At 68.1% G+C, this 17,411-nt stretch carries 18 protein-coding genes; 9 read left to right on the plus strand and 9 right to left on the minus strand.

The features are described 5' to 3' along the window. Positions 1 to 7: 7 nt before the first annotated feature. The 5 genes from ACZ5Y9_RS12550 to ACZ5Y9_RS12570 all read right to left on the minus strand — a co-directional run bounded on the left by ACZ5Y9_RS12550 (position 8) and on the right by ACZ5Y9_RS12570 (position 6,519). On the minus strand, positions 8 to 1,288 hold the full coding sequence (locus ACZ5Y9_RS12550; RefSeq protein ID WP_247956569.1) for an ABC transporter permease: 1,281 nt from the start codon (positions 1,286 to 1,288) through the stop codon (positions 8 to 10). Next, positions 1,285 to 2,556 carry an ABC transporter permease gene (locus ACZ5Y9_RS12555; RefSeq protein WP_404598470.1) on the minus strand — a complete coding sequence of 424 codons (1,272 nt, stop codon included), beginning with the start codon at positions 2,554 to 2,556 and terminating at the stop codon, positions 1,285 to 1,287. Before ACZ5Y9_RS12555 ends, ACZ5Y9_RS12550 begins: the two co-directional genes overlap by 4 nt. Then, entirely contained in the window at positions 2,553 to 4,061 is a 1,509-nt protein-coding gene (locus ACZ5Y9_RS12560) for an ABC transporter ATP-binding protein (RefSeq protein ID WP_464471484.1), read from the minus strand. Before ACZ5Y9_RS12560 ends, ACZ5Y9_RS12555 begins: the two co-directional genes overlap by 4 nt. A gap of 98 nt (positions 4,062 to 4,159) precedes the next feature. Then, entirely contained in the window at positions 4,160 to 5,254 is a 1,095-nt protein-coding gene (locus ACZ5Y9_RS12565) for a BMP family lipoprotein (RefSeq protein ID WP_247624835.1), read from the minus strand. Between the two features lie 149 nt (positions 5,255 to 5,403). Beyond that, positions 5,404 to 6,519, minus strand: a complete 1,116-nt coding sequence (locus ACZ5Y9_RS12570; protein ID WP_247624836.1) for a mannose-1-phosphate guanylyltransferase — start codon at positions 6,517 to 6,519, stop codon at positions 5,404 to 5,406. Between the two features lie 265 nt (positions 6,520 to 6,784). Between ACZ5Y9_RS12570 and sdhC the strand changes: the two genes are divergently transcribed. From sdhC to ACZ5Y9_RS12610, 8 genes are all read left to right on the plus strand, one after another. Then, a complete protein-coding gene (sdhC, locus tag ACZ5Y9_RS12575) occupies positions 6,785 to 7,135 on the plus strand; it encodes a succinate dehydrogenase, cytochrome b556 subunit (protein WP_407665553.1) in 351 nt (116 codons plus the stop codon). Next, entirely contained in the window at positions 7,135 to 7,578 is a 444-nt protein-coding gene (locus tag ACZ5Y9_RS12580; RefSeq protein WP_247624838.1) for a succinate dehydrogenase hydrophobic membrane anchor subunit, read from the plus strand. Before sdhC ends, ACZ5Y9_RS12580 begins: the two co-directional genes overlap by 1 nt. A 19-nt stretch (positions 7,579 to 7,597) precedes the next feature. Beyond that, positions 7,598 to 9,424 (plus strand): succinate dehydrogenase flavoprotein subunit, encoded by a 1,827-nt coding sequence (gene sdhA, locus ACZ5Y9_RS12585; protein WP_247624839.1) that lies wholly within the window; start codon positions 7,598 to 7,600, stop codon positions 9,422 to 9,424. Between the two features lie 2 nt (positions 9,425 to 9,426). Further along, positions 9,427 to 10,194, plus strand: a complete 768-nt coding sequence (locus tag ACZ5Y9_RS12590; RefSeq protein WP_247624840.1) for a succinate dehydrogenase iron-sulfur subunit — start codon at positions 9,427 to 9,429, stop codon at positions 10,192 to 10,194. A gap of 97 nt (positions 10,195 to 10,291) precedes the next feature. Next, on the plus strand, positions 10,292 to 11,446 hold the full coding sequence (locus ACZ5Y9_RS12595; RefSeq protein ID WP_464471485.1) for a YihY/virulence factor BrkB family protein: 1,155 nt from the start codon (positions 10,292 to 10,294) through the stop codon (positions 11,444 to 11,446). 10 nt (positions 11,447 to 11,456) lie between these two features. Continuing rightward, a complete protein-coding gene (locus tag ACZ5Y9_RS12600) occupies positions 11,457 to 12,296 on the plus strand; it encodes an exodeoxyribonuclease III (RefSeq protein ID WP_247634313.1) in 840 nt (279 codons plus the stop codon). Positions 12,297 to 12,364: 68 nt separating this feature from the next. Further along, positions 12,365 to 13,342, plus strand: a complete 978-nt coding sequence (gene trpS / locus ACZ5Y9_RS12605) for a tryptophan--tRNA ligase (protein ID WP_464472743.1) — start codon at positions 12,365 to 12,367, stop codon at positions 13,340 to 13,342. A gap of 22 nt (positions 13,343 to 13,364) precedes the next feature. Further along, a complete protein-coding gene (locus tag ACZ5Y9_RS12610; RefSeq protein WP_464471486.1) occupies positions 13,365 to 14,012 on the plus strand; it encodes a hypothetical protein in 648 nt (215 codons plus the stop codon). Positions 14,013 to 14,157: 145 nt separating this feature from the next. Here the strand turns inward: ACZ5Y9_RS12610 and pth are convergent, their stop codons facing one another. Together pth and ACZ5Y9_RS12620 are read right to left on the minus strand one after the other, a co-directional pair. Beyond that, positions 14,158 to 14,739, minus strand: a complete 582-nt coding sequence (pth, locus tag ACZ5Y9_RS12615; RefSeq protein WP_404598464.1) for an aminoacyl-tRNA hydrolase — start codon at positions 14,737 to 14,739, stop codon at positions 14,158 to 14,160. A 102-nt stretch (positions 14,740 to 14,841) separates the two neighbouring features. After that, positions 14,842 to 15,450 (minus strand): 50S ribosomal protein L25/general stress protein Ctc, encoded by a 609-nt coding sequence (locus tag ACZ5Y9_RS12620; protein ID WP_247624845.1) that lies wholly within the window; start codon positions 15,448 to 15,450, stop codon positions 14,842 to 14,844. 231 nt (positions 15,451 to 15,681) lie between these two features. Here ACZ5Y9_RS12620 and ACZ5Y9_RS12625 point away from each other — a divergent pair, with 231 nt between their 5' ends. After that, positions 15,682 to 15,807, plus strand: coding sequence for a hypothetical protein (locus ACZ5Y9_RS12625; RefSeq protein WP_281731609.1), 126 nt, complete (start codon positions 15,682 to 15,684; stop codon positions 15,805 to 15,807). Between the two features lie 4 nt (positions 15,808 to 15,811). Here ACZ5Y9_RS12625 and ACZ5Y9_RS12630 read toward each other — a convergent pair whose 3' ends face one another. Both ACZ5Y9_RS12630 and ACZ5Y9_RS12635 read right to left on the minus strand, forming a co-directional pair. Then, positions 15,812 to 16,306, minus strand: coding sequence for a gluconokinase (locus ACZ5Y9_RS12630; RefSeq protein ID WP_247956578.1), 495 nt, complete (start codon positions 16,304 to 16,306; stop codon positions 15,812 to 15,814). A gap of 40 nt (positions 16,307 to 16,346) precedes the next feature. Beyond that, positions 16,347 to 17,384 (minus strand): D-2-hydroxyacid dehydrogenase, encoded by a 1,038-nt coding sequence (locus ACZ5Y9_RS12635; protein ID WP_464472744.1) that lies wholly within the window; start codon positions 17,382 to 17,384, stop codon positions 16,347 to 16,349. Between the last annotated feature and the right edge of the window lie 27 nt (positions 17,385 to 17,411).

Genomic DNA, 17,411 nt, shown 5'->3' on the forward strand with positions numbered 1-17,411 from the left:
GTCTCTCCTAGGACTTGATGTACGGTTCGCCGTCGGCCGCGGGGGCCCGCGACTTCCCGACGAGGCCGGCGACCGCGAAGATCGTCACGACGTACGGCAGCATGAGCATGAACTGGCTCGGCACCGGGGATCCGATGACGCTGAGCACGCCCTGCAGGTTGGTGGCGAAGCCGAACAGCAGCGCCGCGAGGGTGGCCTTGATCGGGTCCCACTTGCCGAAGATCACCGCGGCGAGGGCGATGAAGCCCGCGCCCGCCGTCATCTCCTGGTTGAAGCGCGGCACCGAGACGAGCGTGTAGAACGCGCCGCCCATGCCGGCGACGGCACCGGCGAGCAGGATCGCCCGGTAGCGGGTCGCCAGAACCTTGATGCCGACCGTGTCGGCCGCCTGCGGGTGCTCGCCGACCGCGCGCAGGCGCAGACCCCACCGGGTGCGATACAGACCGAACCAGACGAGCGCGACCACGAAGAACATCAGGTAGACGATGAACGACTGGCGGAACAGGATCGGGCCGATGACCGGGATCTCGCTCAGCACGGGGATCGACACGGTGTCGAACGTGGCCGGGCTGTTGAGGGTCTCGGTGTTCGGGGCGAGCACCACGCGGAAGAGGAAGGTCGTGAGACCGATCACCAGCACGTTGAGCACGACACCGACGATGACCTGGTCGACGTAGTACGTGATCGTGAAGACGCCGAGCACGAGCGAGACGAGCATGCCCGCCCCCATCGCGGCGACCAGACCCGCCCACGGCGAACCGGTGATCGACGAGGCGATCGCCGCCGAGAAGGCACCCGCCAGCAGCTGCGCCTCGATCGCGATGTTCACGACACCGGCGCGCTCACCGATCACGCCGCCCAGGGCGCCGAAGATCAGGGGCGTGGCCAGGGCCAGCGCTCCTCCGAGCAGGCTGATCATGCGCAGCGTCTCACCGGCGGCGGCCCAGGCCAGGAAGCCCAGCAGGAGGGCCGCGACGTAGACGATCACCAACCACAGCGGGATGCTGCGACGAGCGGATGCCCGCACGAACGCGAAGACGGTGACCGCGGCGAGCACCACGACGGCGACCCAGGCGGTCGCGTTCGCGGGCAGGATCACGTCCGGGATCGCGAAGAACGCGTCGGCCGAGGCCAGCCGGAAGGTCGTCTCCCCGTCGCGCGGGGCGAGCAACGGCAGGAGGGCGAACAGGACCGTGAAGATCCCGAAGATGATCGGCGCCTTCCACGAGGCGACGGCGACGGCGCGCGGCTCCTCGATCGCGACGGCGGCATTCGTGACGGCGCTCATGCCGACACCTCCTGCTTCTGCGACTTCTTGGCCGCTCGGGTCTTCTTGCGTGAGGGACGCCCGGGCTGCGGGAGACCGAACATCGCGCGCACCAGCGGGGGCGCGGCGATGAAGAGCACGATCAGCGACTGCACGACGAGCACGATCTCGATCGGGATGCCCTGCGAGGACTGCATCGTGAAACCACCGGTCTTGAACGCCCCGAAGAGGAGTCCGGCGCCGAGGATGCCGATCGGCGAGGAGCGCCCGAGCAGAGCGACCGTGATGGCGTCGAAGCCGATGCCCGCGTCGATCGAACCGCCGAAACCGCTGGTCTCGGTGCCGAGGATCTGGCTGATGCCGGCGATACCCACCAGCGCACCGGCGATCAGCATGACGACGAAGTACATCTTGCCGACGTCGATACCCGCGACCCGGGCCGCCGCGGGGTTCTCCCCCACCGCGCGGAAGCGGAAACCGAGCGACGAACGCTCGAGCAGCCACCACGTGAAGGCGACGGCGGCCAGAGCCACCAGGAAGCCCCAGTGCAGTTTGTAGGTGTCACCGAGCAGCAGCGGGAGCACGGCCGAGTCGGGCATCGGAGCCGTCTTCGGGTTGCTCGATCCCGGCGCCTGCAGGATGCCCTGCGTCGCCAGCATCCAGGCCAGCAGGTAGAAGGCGATGTGGTTGAGCATGATCGTCGTGATCACCTCGTGCGCGCCCGTGCGCGCCTTGAGGATCCCGGCGATACCGGCCCACAGGGCTGCGGCGACCATACCGGCGATGACGGCGGCGATCAGGTGCAGCGGGAACGGCATGTCGATCTGCGTCGCGACGTATCCGCCGGCCGCGGCCGCCATGAGCATCTGTCCCTGACCACCGATGTTGAACAGCCCGGCGCGGAACGCGAGGCCGACACCGAGTCCGGCCGCGATCAGCGGCGTCGCGAACTTGAGCGTCTCGGTCAGCGGACGGATGCCGGTGGCGAAGTCGTCGGCGTTGAAGTTGTAGATCGCGCCGCGGAACAGCGCGGCGTACGCACCGCTGACGGCCTGCCAGACGGCGGCGATCATGTCACCGGGACGGGCGAAGAAGTACCCCGCCGTCTCCTGCACCTCTTCGTTCGTCGCCGCGATCATGATCGAGCCGACGACGACCGCGATCAGGACGGCGAGCACCGAGATGATCGCGTTGCCCGAGACGATCTGCTGGAACGCGACGCGCCACCGCGAGGGGGCCACGACGGTCTCCGGCTCGGCGAGCGGTCCCTTTGTCTCTACGACGCTCATGCGCTCTCTCCGTTCATGCCCGCCATCATCAGACCGAGCTGATCGCGGGGGGTGTTGCCGGGCACGATGCCGACGACGCGGCCGCGGTACATCACGAGGATCCGGTCGGCGAGGGCGGCGACCTCGTCGAGCTCGGTCGAGATCACGATCACCGGAACACCGGCATCGCGCGTGTCGATGATGCGCTTGTGGATGAACTCGATCGATCCGACGTCGACTCCACGGGTCGGCTGCGCGGCGACGAACAGCGCGAGGTCGCGGCTGAGCTCGCGGGCGAGGACGACCTTCTGCTGGTTACCGCCCGACAGACGGCCGGCGGCCTGCGCCGGTCCCTGCGTACGGATGTCGAACTCGGCGATCTTGGCGCGGGCGAATTCGTCGAGAGCGCCACGGCGCACCGTTCCGGCGGAGACGAACTCCCCGCCGAACGACCGGTCGAGCATGAGGTTCTCCGAGATCGAGAACTCCTTGACGAGACCGTCGACGCTGCGGTCCTCGGGCACGAAGCCCACACCCGCGTCGAGGATCTGCCGCACGCTGCGTCCGACGAGCTCGTCGCCGTCGAGACGGATGCTTCCGCGCACGTGGTCCTGCAGGCCGAGGATCGCCTCGGTGAGCTCGGTCTGACCGTTGCCCTGCACACCGGCGATCGCGAGGACCTCTCCCCCGTGCACCTCGAAGCTCGCGTCGTCGACGAGGACGATGCCGGAGCGGTCGGTGACGGTGAGGCCCTGCACGCTGAGACCGTTCTCGCGCAGCGTCGGGGCGTCCTTGTGGACGGTGAGCTCGACCGCGCGGCCGACCATGAGCGAGGCGAGTTCCTCGTTCGAGGCCGTGGGCGATGCCTCGCCGACGACCTTGCCGAGACGGATCACGGTGATGCGATCGGCGACCTCACGGACCTCGCGGAGCTTGTGGGTGATGAAGACGATCGAGGTGCCCTGCGACTTGAGCTGGCGCATCGTCGCCATCAGCTCGTCGGTCTCCTGCGGGGTGAGCACGGCGGTCGGCTCGTCGAACACGAGCACCTTCGCCTCGCGCGACAGCGCCTTGATGATCTCGACGCGCTGCTGCACGCCGACCGGGAGGTCTTCGACGAGCGCGTCGGGGTCGACGGCGAATCCGAAGCGGTCCGAGATCTCGCGCACCTTCGCGCGAGCGGCCGCGAGGTCGAGACGACCTCCGAATCGGGTCTGCTCATGGCCGAGCATGACGTTCTCGGCGACGGTGAAGACGGGGATCAGCATGAAGTGCTGGTGCACCATGCCGATGCCGGCCGCCATGGCGTCGCCGGGTCCGTCGAAGTGCTGGACGACGTCGTCCAGCAGGATGTCTCCCTCGTCGGCTTGGTAGAGGCCGTAGAGAACGTTCATCAGCGTCGACTTCCCGGCGCCGTTCTCTCCGAGAAGACAGTGGATCTCACCCTCTTCGACGGTGAGATCGATGTGGTCGTTGGCTGTCAGCGCCCCGAATCTCTTCGTGATGCCGCGCAGTTCAAGCTTCATGTATTCGATCCTATTCAGCAGACCGGAGCGTCGGGAATGCCTCCCGACAGGACGGAACGGGGAGGCCGACGAGCGTCGGCCTCCCCGTTCTCAGTGAATCACTCGCTCAGGTAGGAGTTGACGGTGACGGTGCCGTCGATGATGTCCTGCTGCAGCTGGGTGACCTCGTCCTGCAGGCCGGCGTCGACCTTGTCGGCGAAGTTGTGGAGGTCGGCGATGCCGACGCCCTCGTTCTCCAGCGTGCCGATGTAGGTCTCCGGGTCGAACTCGCCCTTGCCGCTGGCGAGGACGGCCTCGTAGGTCGAGAGGTCCATGGCCTTGAGGACCGAGGTGAGCACGACGTCCTCCGTGCTCGGGTCGGTCTCGAACAGGTCGGCGTCGGCGCCGATCAGCGCGACGTCCTTACCGGACTCCTTGATGGCCTGCTGCGCCGACTGGTAGATCGGGCCGCCGACGGGGAAGATGACGTCGACGTCCTGGTCGAGAACGTTGACGGCGACCTGCTTGGCGTCCTGGTTGGCCTCGAAGCCACCCGTGAACGAGCCGGTCTTGCCGTCCCAACCGACGACCTGGACGTCGGTGCCCTTGACCTCGTTGTAGTGGTCGACGCCCTGCTTGAAGCCGTCCATGAAGATGGTGACGGTCGGGAACTCCATGCCACCGAAGGTGCCGACCTTGCCGGTCTTCGAGTAGCCGGCCGACAGGTAGCCCGCGAGGAAGGCGGCCTGGGCGGTGTCGTAGAGGAGCGGCTTGATGTTGTCCGCGTCCTTGGTTCCGTCGAAGTCGTTGTCGGCGGCGTCGTCGACGAGGATGAAGTCGACGTCCTCGTTGGCGGTGGCGGCCTCGACCGTGGCGGCCGAGAGGGCGAAGCCCACGGCGACGATCGCGTTGCAGCCCTCGTCGACGAGGTTCGTGATGTTGGGACCGTACTCGGTCTCGGCGTTGGACTGGACGTCCTTCAGCTTGACGCCGAGCTCATCGGCGGCCTTCGTGGCGCCCTCGAACGAGAGCTGGTTGAACGACTTGTCGTCGAAGCCGCCCATGTCGGAGACGATGCAGGGCAGGAAGTCGGGGGTGTCGCCGCCCGCGTCGCCGCCCGATTCGGCCGGTGCCTGGCCACAGCCGGCGAGAGCGAAGATGACGCTCGCGGCGACGGTCGCGCCGAGAAGCTTCTTGGTGGTGGAGATGGTCAACTCAGTGCCTCCCTGAACGGAACCGCGTCCCTCGCGGATCGATCAAAGTTACCTACTGTTTCACCCTTTTCGTATACCGGCGGCCCTCGCTCCGGTGAATCTTTACAAACTCGAAACCTGGAGCGCCGATGAGCACGATGCGCTGCTCATCAGAGCACATCGCCCCGTCCCGTGAGTTTGAGCGACTCCACGACGCCCTTCACCCGCTGCGCGTGCTCGACCGTCGTGACCAGCAGCGCATCGGGCGTATCGACCACCACGATGTCCTGAACGCCCACCAGGCTGATCACCCGTGAGGTCTGACTCACGAGGATTCCGGTCGCGGCATCCGAGAGCACTCGGGCGTGCGGCCCGAGGACCGCGAGATCGTTCTTGCGTCCGTTCGTGATGAGCTTCGTGAGCGAGGCGAAGTCCCCCACGTCGTCCCAGTCGAAGTGGCCCGGGACCACGGCGAGGCGCCCGCGTCGCGCGGCCGGCTCGGCCACGGCGTAGTCGATGGCGATCTTCTTCAGACGCGGCCAGATCCGATCGACCGCGGGACCGCGGGCCTCGCGGTCGTCCCAGGCCTCGGCCAACTCCTGCAGTCCCGCGTGCAGCTCGGGCTCGTTCGCTGCGAGCTCGTCGAGCAGCACGCTCGCCTTCGCGATGAACATCCCCGCGTTCCACAGATAACCGCGGTCGGCGAGATATCCCTTCGCCGTCTCGAGGTCCGGCTTCTCGACGAAGGTGTCGACGAGCGCCGCTTCGCGCGCGCCGTCGACCACGAGCTCGGCGCCCATCTTGATGTAGCCGAAGCCGACGGCCGGCTCCGTGGGCGAGATGCCGATGGTGCAGATGTAGCCCTCGCGAGCGACCTCCACGGCATCCCGCACCGCGAACTCGAACACGCGCGTACCGCGGATGACGTGATCGGCGCTGAACGACCCGATGATCACGTCGGGGTCGCGGCGGTGGAGGATGGCGGCGGCGAGGCCGATCGCGGCAGCGGACTCGCGCGGCTCGGATTCGAGGAAGACGTTGAGATCGGCGATGCCGGGCAGCTGCTCCTCGACCGCGGCTCGGTGGGCGCGACCGGTGACGACTGCGATGCGATCGGGGCCCGCGAGGGGGACGAGCCGATCCCAGGTGTCGCGCAGCAGCGAGTGACCCGATCCGGTGAGGTCGTGCAGGAACTTCGGCGCATCCGCCCGAGACAGCGGCCACAACCGGCTGCCGATTCCGCCCGCGGGGATCACGGCGTAGAAGTCTTCGATCGGTTGCGTCATGCCGCCAGGGTATCCCGGGGCGATCGCAGACTCCCGGTGCTGCTCAAGAACGCCTCAAGACCGGCCGGAGTTAGGTTCCCCTTCGTCGCCCCCCGCTGGAAGACGGGAATAGGATGGACACCGATCGGGCGTGCCTGGCGGCATGCGACCGACGCACATCGATCCAGGGAGGACGACCGTGTCCACGAGCGCTCGCTTGACACCGTCGATTTCGGAAACCACGTCCAAGACCCCCCGCGGCACCCTCTACCGGGGTCGCGAAGGCATGTGGTCGTGGGTGCTTCACCGCATCACCGGAGTCGCCATCTTCTTCTTCCTGTTGGTGCACGTGCTCGACACGGCGCTGATCAGGGTCTCACCCGAGGCGTACAACGCCGTCATCGGCACCTACAAGAACCCGATCATGGCGATCGGCGAGGTCGTCCTGGTCGCGGGCATCGTGTTCCACGCGATGAACGGACTGCGCATCATCGCCGTCGACTTCTGGTCGAAGGGCGCGAAGTACCAGCGACAGCTCTTCTGGGGCGTGCTGCTGGTGTGGGGCATCATCATGGCCGGTTTCGTGCCGCGACACCTCATGCTCGCGTTCGCCGGATTCACGGGGGGTGGACACTGATGTCCTCGCAGACCATCGCACCGCCGGCCCGTCGCCGCCGCGGATTCAACCTCGAGAAGTGGGGCTGGATCTTCATGCGCGCCTCGGGCATCGTGCTCGTCGTGCTGATCTTCGGCCACCTCTTCATCAACCTCATGGTCGGCGAGGGCATCCACGCCCTGGACTTCGCGTTCATCGCCGGCAAGTTCGCGACCCCGTTCTGGCAGTGGTGGGACGTGCTGATGCTGTGGCTCGCGCTGATCCACGGCGCGAACGGCATGCGCACGATCGTGAACGACTACGTCACGAACAACACCGCCCGCAAGGCGCTCATCTGGGCACTCGGCCTCGCCGCCGGACTGCTGATCCTGCTCGGCACGCTCGTCGTGTTCACGTTCGACCCCTGCTTGGGCGTGACCGAGTCGAGCACGCTGTGGGATTCGTGCCAGTCGCTGGGCAACTAAAGAAGAAGGCATACGAGAAGTGACTACCGAGACGCAGGATTCCGTCGTCCGTGACGGCGTGCACTACCACCAGTTCGACATCGTCATCGTGGGCGCCGGCGGCGCCGGCATGCGCGCGGCGATCGAGGCGGGCCCCGGTGCGAAGACCGCGGTGATCTCGAAGCTGTACCCGACCCGCTCGCACACGGGCGCGGCGCAGGGCGGCATGGCCGCGGCGCTCGCCAACGTCGAGGAGGACTCCTGGGAGTGGCACACCTTCGACACGGTCAAGGGCGGCGACTACCTCGTCGACCAGGACGCGGCGGAGATCCTCGCGAAGGAGGCCATCGACGCGGTCATCGACCTCGAGAACATGGGCCTCCCCTTCAACCGCACGCCCGAGGGCAAGATCGACCAGCGGCGCTTCGGCGGTCACACGGCCGAGCACGGCAAGACGCCGGTGCGCCGCGCCTGCTACGCGGCCGACCGTACCGGCCACATGATCCTGCAGACGCTGTTCCAGAACTGCGTCAAGCTCGGCATCAACTTCTTCAACGAGTTCTACGTGCTCGACCTGCTGACGGTGAAGGATGCCGCCGGCAAGACGCAGGTCTCCGGCGTCGTCGCCTACGACCTCTCCACCGGTGAGCTCCACGTCTTCCAGGCGAAGGCCGTGATCTTCGCCACCGGCGGATTCGGCAAGATCTTCAAGACCACCTCCAACGCGCACACCCTCACGGGTGACGGCGTCGGGATCGTCTGGCGCAAGGGCCTCCCGCTCGAGGACCTCGAGTTCTTCCAGTTCCACCCGACCGGTCTCGCCGGCCTCGGCATCCTGCTCACCGAGGGTGCCCGCGGTGAGGGAGCGATCCTGCGCAACGCCTCGGGCGAGCGTTTCATGGAGCGCTACGCGCCGACCATCAAGGACCTCGCTCCCCGCGACATCGTCGCGCGCTGCATGGTGCAGGAGGTCGCGGAGGGCCGCGGCGCCGGTCCCCATAAGGACTACGTGCTGCTGGACTGCACGCACCTGGGTGCCGAGGTCCTCGAGACCAAGCTCCCCGACATCACCGAGTTCGCCCGCACGTACCTGGGTGTCGACCCGGTCGTCGAGCCGGTGCCCGTGATGCCGACCGCGCACTACGCGATGGGCGGCATCCCCACGAACAACAACGGCGAGGTGCTCGCCGACAACGACACGATCGTCCCGGGTCTCTACGCGGCCGGCGAGTGCGCGTGCGTCTCGGTGCACGGCGCCAACCGTCTCGGCACCAACTCGCTGCTCGACATCAACGTGTTCGGCAAGCGCTCCGGCCGCAACGCGGTCGAGTACGTCAAGACGGCCGAGTTCGTGCCGCTCCCGGAGAACCCGGCCGGATTCGTCTCCGACATGCTCGAGGGTCTGCGCAACAACCAGGGCACCGAGCGCATCGCCGTGCTGCGCAAGACGCTGCAGGACGAGATGGACAAGGGTGCACAGGTCTTCCGTACGCACGAGTCGCTCCAGCACGTGCTGGGCGTCATCGCCGAGCTGCGCGAGCGCTACAAGAACGTGCACGTCGACGACAAGGGCCACCGCTTCAACACCGACCTCCTCGAGGCCGTCGAATTGGGCTTCCTGCTCGACATCGCCGAGGTCGTCGTCTACGCCGCGCAGAACCGCGAGGAGAGCCGCGGCGGCCACATGCGCGACGACTTCCCCAAGCGCGACGACGAGAACTACATGCAGCACACGATGGCGTACCTCACCGGAGACGCGCACTCGTCCGACCCGGGCGACCACATCAAGCTCGACTGGAAGCCCGTCGTCTTCACCAAGAACGAGCAGGGCGAGTTGAACTACCCGCCGATGGAGAGGAAGTACTGAGCATGTCGAACGCCATCGCCGAGGCCCCCGCAGACACGACCGAAGAGACCGGGATCCAGTCCTTCATCGTCACCTTCAACATCCGCCGCTTCGACCCCGAGGTCGACTCAGAGCCGCACTGGGTCGACTACGACGTGGAGCTCTACTCCACCGACCGCGTGCTCGACGCGCTCCACAAGATCAAGTGGGAGGTCGACGGCTCGCTGACCTTCCGTCGCTCCTGCGCGCACGGCATCTGCGGATCGGATGCCATGCGCATCAACGGTCGCAACCGCCTCGCCTGCAAGACGCTGATCAAGGACCTCGACATCTCGAAGCCGATCTACGTCGAGGCCATCAAGGGACTTCCCCTCGAGAAGGACCTCGTGGTCGACATGGAGCCGTTCTTCGCCTCCTACCGCGAGGTGCAGCCGTTCCTCGTCGCGAGTTCCGTTCCCGAGAAGGGCAAGGAGCGCACCCAGTCGATCGCCGACCGCGAGATCTTCGACGACACCACCAAGTGCATCCTGTGCGCGGCGTGCACCTCGTCGTGCCCCGTCTTCTGGACCGACGGTCAGTACTTCGGCCCGGCGGCGATCGTCAACGCGCACCGCTTCATCTTCGACTCGCGCGACGACAACGCCGCCGTGCGTCTCGACATCCTCAACGACAAGGAGGGCGTCTGGCGCTGCCGCACGACCTTCAACTGCTCCGAGGCCTGCCCCCGTGGCATCGAGGTCACGAAGGCGATCGCCGAGGTCAAGCAGGCCGTGCTGCGCGGACGCCCCTGACCTGCATCCGGCATTCGTTCGAGAACGGGCGGCTCCCTCGGGGAGCCGCCCGTTCTCGCGTTTCGGCCCGTTGTCACCGATCGATAATGTGGAGGGCATGTCCGCTCCCCGTCCCCTCCGCGCGCGGCTCGAGGCACCCATCGAGCGTGTGACGGAGCTGAAGGACCGCACCCTCGCCGCCTTCCCGGTGCGGGTCTGGCGCAACTTCGCGTTCAGCAACGGCTTCCTGCTGTCGGCGGGGATGAGCTACTACGTGCTCTTCGCCCTCTTCGCGCTGCTGTACGTCGGCTTCGCGGGCGCGGGTCTCTGGCTCGGAGCGAGCAGCCTCGCGATCGAAGCCCTCGTGCGCCTGGTCAACACGTACATCCCGGGGCTGATCGCCCCGGAGGGCGGCCTGTTCTCGGTCGAGGACGTCACCCAGATCGCTCAGGACTCCACGGGTATTCTGGGCATCACCGGAGCGATCGCCGTCGGCGTGGCGCTGTGGACGGCGGTGAGCGCGGTGACCTTCACCCGGCGCGCGGTGCGCGACCTCTTCGGGCTGCCGTTCGATGCGCGCCCGTACTGGTTGCTCAAGGTGCGCGACTTCTTCGCGGCGATCGTCTTCGGCGGGGCCATGCTCGTCGGCGCGGTGCTCATCTCCCTGAGCGTCTGGGCGCTGGAGCAGATCTTCCTGCTCTTCGATTGGAGCACCGGCACCTGGTTCTTCTCGTTCGGCGCGCAGACCGTCTCGGTCGTCGTGGCCTTCGCGCTCGATGCGACCGCGCTGGCGATGCTGGTGCGCTTCCTGACGGGTACGCATCTGCACTGGCGATTCATCTGGCCCGGTGCGATGCTCGGCGGAGGCGCGATGGTCGTGCTGCAGCTCGGTGCCGGATTGCTGCTCTCGCACGTGCCCAGCAATCCACTGCTCGCCTCCTTCACCGTGATCATCGGTCTGCTGCTCTGGTGCCGCTGGCTGGCGATCGTGGTGCTGATGGCGGCCTCGTGGATCGCGGTGGCGGCCGAGGACAAGGATCAGCCGCTCGAGCGCGAGGACGAGGAGACGGCGCGTCGGGCCGAGAAGCAGGCGCTCCTGCTCGCCGCCCGCGTGCAGGTGCGCCGAGCGCAGGAGGCCGTCGACACGGCGCCCTGGTACCGGCGACCGGCCGCACGACGCGCGCTGAAGGCCGCGCAGCAGAGGCTGACGGATGCGCGGGCGGACGCCGAGGCGGACGCGGTGACGACAGGCAATGTCCGACCCCGCCCGTAGGCTGGATCACATGCCTCATCTGCGTATCGCCTCGGTCAATGTCAACGGGATCCGGGCGGCCGCCCGCAACGGCATGAGCGGATGGCTCGACGCCGCCGACGTCGACGTCCTGACGCTCCAGGAGGTCCGCGGTCAGGACGAGCATCTCGCAGCCGCCCTGCCCGGCTGGTCGTTCGTGCACGACGAGGCGACCGCCAAGGGCCGCGCCGGCGTCGCGATCGCCAGCCGCGTTCCGGCGCTCGCTTCCCGCACGGCGTTCGGCGCCGAGGACTTCGACTCGAAGGGCCGGTGGATCGAGGCCGACTTCCTGCTCGGCGACCGTCCGCTCACCGTGGTCAGCGCCTACGTGCACTCCGGCGAGGCAGACACCCCGAAGCAGGACGAGAAGTGGAAGTTCCTCGATGCCTTCGGTCCGCGCCTGAGCGAACTCGGCGCCGACGATGCGCTCGCCCTGGTGACCGGCGACCTCAACGTCGGCCACCGCGAGCTCGACATCAAGAACTGGCGCGGCAACCGCAAGAAGGCCGGGTTCCTCCCCCGTGAACGCGCCTACTTCGATCGCTTCCTCGGCGCAGCCGGCACCGAGGTGACGGGTGTCGACGGCACGGTCGGCACCGGGCTCGGCTGGGTCGATGTCGGCCGCCGCTTCCACGGAGAGGTCGAGGGGCCCTACACCTGGTGGTCGATGCGCGGACAGGCGTTCGACAACGATTCCGGGTGGCGCATCGACTACCACCTCGCGACGCCTGCACTCGCCGAGCGTGCCACCGGCTACCACGTTGCCCGCGCCGCCGCGTACGACCAGCGCTGGAGCGACCACGCTCCGGTCGTCGTCGACTACACCTACTGACCCGGCACCGGCGGCTTCCCCCGCCCCATAGGATTGAACGCGTGACCAAGCCTCGCCTCTACTCAGGAATGCAGCCCTCCGCCGACTCCCTCCAGATCGGCAACTACATCGGGGCGCTCCTCCAGTGGCGTGATCTGCAGAGTTCGTACGACGCGTTCTTCTCGGTCGTCGACCTGCATGCCCTCACGGTCGCTCAGGACCCCGCGGTGCTGCGCGAGAAGACGCGCCGCACTGCCGCGCAGTACATCGCCGCCGGCATCGAGCCCTCGCAGTCGACCCTGTATGTGCAGTCGCACGTGCGGGCGCACGCCGAACTCGCCTGGATCCTCAGCACCATCACCGGCTTCGGCGAGGCCGGGCGCATGACGCAGTTCAAGGACAAGTCGGCGCGGTACGGACAGGACGCCACGAGCGTCGGACTGTTCACGTATCCGGTGCTGATGGCCGCCGACATCCTGCTGTACCAGACCGATGTGGTGCCCGTGGGCGACGACCAGAAGCAGCATGTCGAGCTCACCCGCGACCTCGCGGAGCGCTTCAACTCGCGCTTCGGCGAGACGTTCACGGTGCCGATGCCGGTGATCCAGAAGGACACCGCGCGCATCTACGACCTGCAGAACCCGACGTCGAAGATGTCGAAGTCGGCCGAGAGCGACGCCGGCGTGCTGTGGATGCTCGACGATCCGGCCAAGTCCGCGAAGAAGATCATGCGCGCGGTGACCGACAACGAGGGCTCCGTGCGCTTCGACCGTGAGAGCAAGCCCGGCGTCTCGAACCTGCTCACGATCTACGCGGCCCTCTCCGGCCGCCAGGTCGCGTCGATCGAAGACGAATACGCCGGACGCGGCTACGGCAACTTCAAGAAGGGCCTCGCGGAGGTCGTCGTGTCGGAGTTCGAACCGGTGCGCACCCGCGCGCTCGAGCTCCTCGACGATCCGGCCGAGCTCGACCGCATCCTGGCGGACAACGCCGGACGCGCGGATGCCGTGGCCGACGCGACCCTCGCGCAGGTCTACGACCGCGTCGGCCTGCTCCGCCGGGTCTGACCCTTCACCCTAGGATGACCTCGTGACCGATCCCCAGCTTCCTCCGCCGTCCGGTTCCGTGCCCTCAGGCTTCGTTCCCCCGGCTCCGCCGGCCGCACCGCCCGTCGCACCCGCACCGCCCGCTGCCGCTCCGGCTCTCGCACCTGCGGCGTACGGGGCGTCCGTTCCGCCCGTTCCGCCGGCGCCCGGCTACGCCGCGCCTCCCGGGGCCTATCAGGTGCCGGTCGGCGGATACACGGCTCCCACCGGTGCGTACACCGTGCCCGACCCGGCACCCCGGCCGTCGAAGTTGACCGGCACGCTGTCGCTGGTCTTCGCTCTCGTCGCCGCCGTCGTCACGCCGATCGTGGCGGCGTTCGCCTCGTACGAGATCGGCCGACGGGTGCCCGAGGCGATCGTGCGCCTCAACAGCGACGACCTCTCGTCGCTCGCCGTCCTCTCCCCCGCCCGCGACCAGGTGCTGTGGGCGGAGATCTCGTTCTGGGCCGGCACGATCCTCGGCATCGCCGCGATCGCGCTGGGCATCATGGCCATCGCACGCAAGCGCGGTCGCGGCCAGGGAATCGGCGCGCTCATCGTCGCGGTCGTCGGCCCCGCGATCTTCTTCCTCATCGCCGGGGTCGCGCTCGGCGCCGGAGCGGCAGCCGGAGGGATCGGCCTCTACAGCTGAGGCGCCCTGCGCAGCACGACTCGACGCCTTACGCAGCCCGAGTCCGCGCCCTGCGCAGCCCGAGTCCGCGCCCTGCGCAGCCCGAGTCCGCGCCCTGCGCAGCACGACTCCGCGCCCTGCGCAGCACGACTCCGCACCCTGCGCCTCAGCGCGGCGCGTGATGCTTCTGCTGGGCGGCGAGGAGTCCCTCGCCGATGAGGAGCTCGACGGCGTCCGCGGCATCCGAGACGAGGATCGGCAGGTTCGGTTTCTCGTCCTTGCCGAACGGCGAGAGCACCCAGTCCGCCGGATCCTGGCGTCCGACGGGGCGCCCGATCCCGACCCGTACACGTGGGAACTCGGGAGTGGTGATCGCGCGCGCGATGTCGCGCACGCCGTTGTGACCGCCATGCCCTCCCCCGGTCTTCAGCTTGACGGTGTCGAAGGGGATGTCGAGCTCGTCGTGCACGACGATGATCTGCTCCGCCGGCACCGAGTAGAAGCGCGCGAGCGCCGCCACGGGCGTGCCCGACACGTTCATGAAGGTGTTCGGCTTCGCGAGCACGAGCTTGTCGCCGCCGGGTCGGAGCCAGGTCTCGACGACGCGCGCTCCGCCCTTGTGCTCGCGGAAGCTCTCGTTGCGGCGCGCGGCGAGCTCGTCGACAACCATCTGCCCGATGTTGTGACGGGTCGCTTCGTAGCGCGGGCCCGGATTGCCGAGCCCCACCACCAGCCAGGGGGAAGTCATGTCCTCATCCTCTCGCACGGGCGCGCGACGGCCGCCCGGTCGGGGTACGACAGAGGGGACGCGATCGGATCGCGCCCCCTCTGTCGGTGATTCAGCCGGAGATCACTCCGCGGCGGGCTCCTCGGCGGCAGCCTCTTCGCCCTCGGCGGGCGCCTCGTCCTCTTCGACCTCGAGGGCCGGGATGGAGATGGCGACGACGAGCACCTCGGCGTCGGTCAGCAGCGTCGAGCCCTTCGGGAGCTTCACGTCGGCAGCCGTGATGTGCGTGCCGTCCTCGAGGCCCTCGACCGAGACCTCGACGTTCTGCGGGATGTGCGTGGCCTCGGCCTCGATCGACAGCGTGGTCGCGTCGAGGTTGGCGATCGTGCCGGGAGCCGATTCGCCGGTGACGACGATCGGCACGTCGATGGCGACCTTCTCGCCCTTCTTCACGACCAGGAGGTCGATGTGCTCGATGATCTGGTGCACGGGGTCCTTCTGGACGTCCTTGACCAGGGCGAGCTGCGGCGTGCCCTCGATGTCGAGCTCGAGCAGCGCGTTGGCGCGACGGATGATGAGCGAGACCTGGTGGCCGGGCAGTGCGACGTGCACGGGCTCGGTTCCGTGGCCGTAGATGACGGCCGGGATCTTGCCGGCGGCGCGCAGACGGCGGGCGAAGCCCTTGCCGAAGCTGTTGCGCAGCTCGGCCTGGACCTTGGTGTCTTCAGACATGAGGTTCTCCTTCGGGGCACGCAGCGATTGCGCCGCGCGGTGGTCTGTGTGTTGTCGTGTTCTCGACATGGACACGTGAGGAAAGCCACCGGGGACTCGCATCGCCGCGTCGATAACGGACGCTCGCGCACGCGCGCGATCATCCCTCGCCGAGGTACTCGATCAATGGTACCGGATCACCCGATAGGCTGGGGACACCGTTCGCCTTCTCGCAGATCACGGAGACCCCTCATGCTCGACGGAGCCTTCTTCTCGCACGTCATCCTCTGGGTCATCGGCGCGATGACCGTCGGCGCCACGATCGCCAGCTTCGCCGCACTGTTCTCGCTCGGCCGCTCCGGCTACCGCAAGGACTGACGCCTCAGGCGGCCGGGTCCCCGATCGCCGCCCGGATCAACGAGACGCTGCGTTCGACGTCCGCCGGTTCGACGCGGATGCCGTTCTCGTCGCTCTCGAGCGACTCGAGGGTGGCCAGTTGCGAGTCCAGCAGCGCCGCCGGCATGAAGTGATCGGTCCGAGCACGCATCCGCTCCTCCAGCGCCGCCCTGTCGACGGTCAGCTCCGCGAAGAACGCATCGGACGACTCCGCCCTGATCGCATCGCGGTAGATGCGACGCAGCGCCGAGCACGCGATGACGATCCGATCGTCGGCCTGGAGCGCCCGTCCCACGACGCCGAGCCACGGCATCCGATCGTCGTCGTCGAGCGGGATGCCGGCGGCCATCTTGTCGACGTTCGTGATCGGGTGCAGGTCGTCGGCGTCGATGAACCGGGCCCCGATGCTCTCGGCGAGCGCGAGGCCCACCGTCGACTTGCCGCAGCCACTCGGCCCCATCACGATGATTCGCACGGTCATCGAACTCCTCCTCCGTCGAACGCGCTCAAGAGAGTTCCGCTCAGTAGAACTCGACGGTGTCGACGACCGCACGCAGCGGTCGACCGTCGAGCAGCCGGGAGGCGTTGTCGGCGAAGCGGCGCGCGATGCGCTCCTCCTCGTTCGCGTTGATCGCCGCCGTGTGCGGGCTCACGAGGACCCGGGGGTGACTCCACAGCGGTGACTGATCGGCGAGCGGCTCCTGCTCGAACACGTCGAGGCCGGCGAACGCCACGCGCCCGTCGTCGAGAGCCGTCAGGAGCGCGGCCTCGTCGACGACCGTGCCGCGACCGACGTTGGTGAGGATCAGTCCCGGCTTCACGGCGGCGAGCACGTCGGCGCCGATCAGGTGGTGAGTCTGCTCGGTGCCCGGCAGGGTCACGACGATCGCGTCGACCTGGGCCACGGCATCCGTCAGCTCGGAGAGCGGGATCAGACGGTCGACGCCATCCACCGGCTCACCCGAACGGGTGGTGCCCCACACGGTCGCGCCGAGCGCGTGGAAGCGGCGCGCGCACTCCGCTCCGATGCCGCCGAGGCCGACGACCAGCACGGTCATCTCGTCGAGCTGATGCATCTGCCAGCGATCCGGCCAGGTGCGGCTGCGCTGGTCGGCGAGGAGCCGGGGAAGTCCCTTCGCCCCGGCGAGCACCGCGAAGACCGAGAACTCGGCGAGCGTGCCGCCGTGCACGCCCGCGCTCGTGGTGAAGACGACGCGATCGAGTTCGGCGCGGTCGAGACCCGCGGCCTTGACCGAAGCCCCTCCGCCCGCCGCCGTCGTCATCACCCAGCGCAGGGCGGGGTTCGCACGTACGGTGCGGGCGAGCGCCGCCGCGTCCACATCGGGGATGCCGAAGAGAACATCGGCGGAGTCGACCATCGCGTCGAACGCCGTCTGCTGCTCGGCGGTGCGCACGTGGTCGGGATCCCCCGACCAGTCGGCGGGCCAGCGCGCGGGATGCACGAGCGAGTGGTCGCGCACGACCTCCAGCCGGGGCTCGAGTTCTTCGATCAGTCGGCACTGCTCCTCGGGCAACGGCACCGTTACCACCGCTCGCAGTCTGGGTCCGCTGTTCACCACGCTGAT

The sequence above is a fragment of the Microbacterium sp. T3-8 genome, assembly GCF_055398145.1.

Coding starts and splice junctions, on each gene's coding strand:
- ACZ5Y9_RS12550 (WP_247956569.1), bottom strand. CDS start 1,288: ATGAGCGCCGTCACGAATGCCGCCGTCGCGATCGAGGAGCCGCGCGCC.
- ACZ5Y9_RS12555 (WP_404598470.1), bottom strand. CDS start 2,556: ATGAGCGTCGTAGAGACAAAGGGACCGCTCGCCGAGCCGGAGACCGTC.
- ACZ5Y9_RS12560 (WP_464471484.1), bottom strand. CDS start 4,061: ATGAAGCTTGAACTGCGCGGCATCACGAAGAGATTCGGGGCGCTGACA.
- ACZ5Y9_RS12570 (WP_247624836.1), bottom strand. CDS start 6,519: ATGACGCAACCGATCGAAGACTTCTACGCCGTGATCCCCGCGGGCGGA.
- sdhC (WP_407665553.1), top strand. CDS start 6,785: ATGTGGTCGTGGGTGCTTCACCGCATCACCGGAGTCGCCATCTTCTTC.
- ACZ5Y9_RS12580 (WP_247624838.1), top strand. CDS start 7,135: ATGTCCTCGCAGACCATCGCACCGCCGGCCCGTCGCCGCCGCGGATTC.
- ACZ5Y9_RS12590 (WP_247624840.1), top strand. CDS start 9,427: ATGTCGAACGCCATCGCCGAGGCCCCCGCAGACACGACCGAAGAGACC.
- ACZ5Y9_RS12595 (WP_464471485.1), top strand. CDS start 10,292: ATGTCCGCTCCCCGTCCCCTCCGCGCGCGGCTCGAGGCACCCATCGAG.
- ACZ5Y9_RS12600 (WP_247634313.1), top strand. CDS start 11,457: ATGCCTCATCTGCGTATCGCCTCGGTCAATGTCAACGGGATCCGGGCG.
- trpS (WP_464472743.1), top strand. CDS start 12,365: ATGCAGCCCTCCGCCGACTCCCTCCAGATCGGCAACTACATCGGGGCG.
- pth (WP_404598464.1), bottom strand. CDS start 14,739: ATGACTTCCCCCTGGCTGGTGGTGGGGCTCGGCAATCCGGGCCCGCGC.
- ACZ5Y9_RS12620 (WP_247624845.1), bottom strand. CDS start 15,450: ATGTCTGAAGACACCAAGGTCCAGGCCGAGCTGCGCAACAGCTTCGGC.
- ACZ5Y9_RS12625 (WP_281731609.1), top strand. CDS start 15,682: ATGCTCGACGGAGCCTTCTTCTCGCACGTCATCCTCTGGGTCATCGGC.
- ACZ5Y9_RS12630 (WP_247956578.1), bottom strand. CDS start 16,306: ATGACCGTGCGAATCATCGTGATGGGGCCGAGTGGCTGCGGCAAGTCG.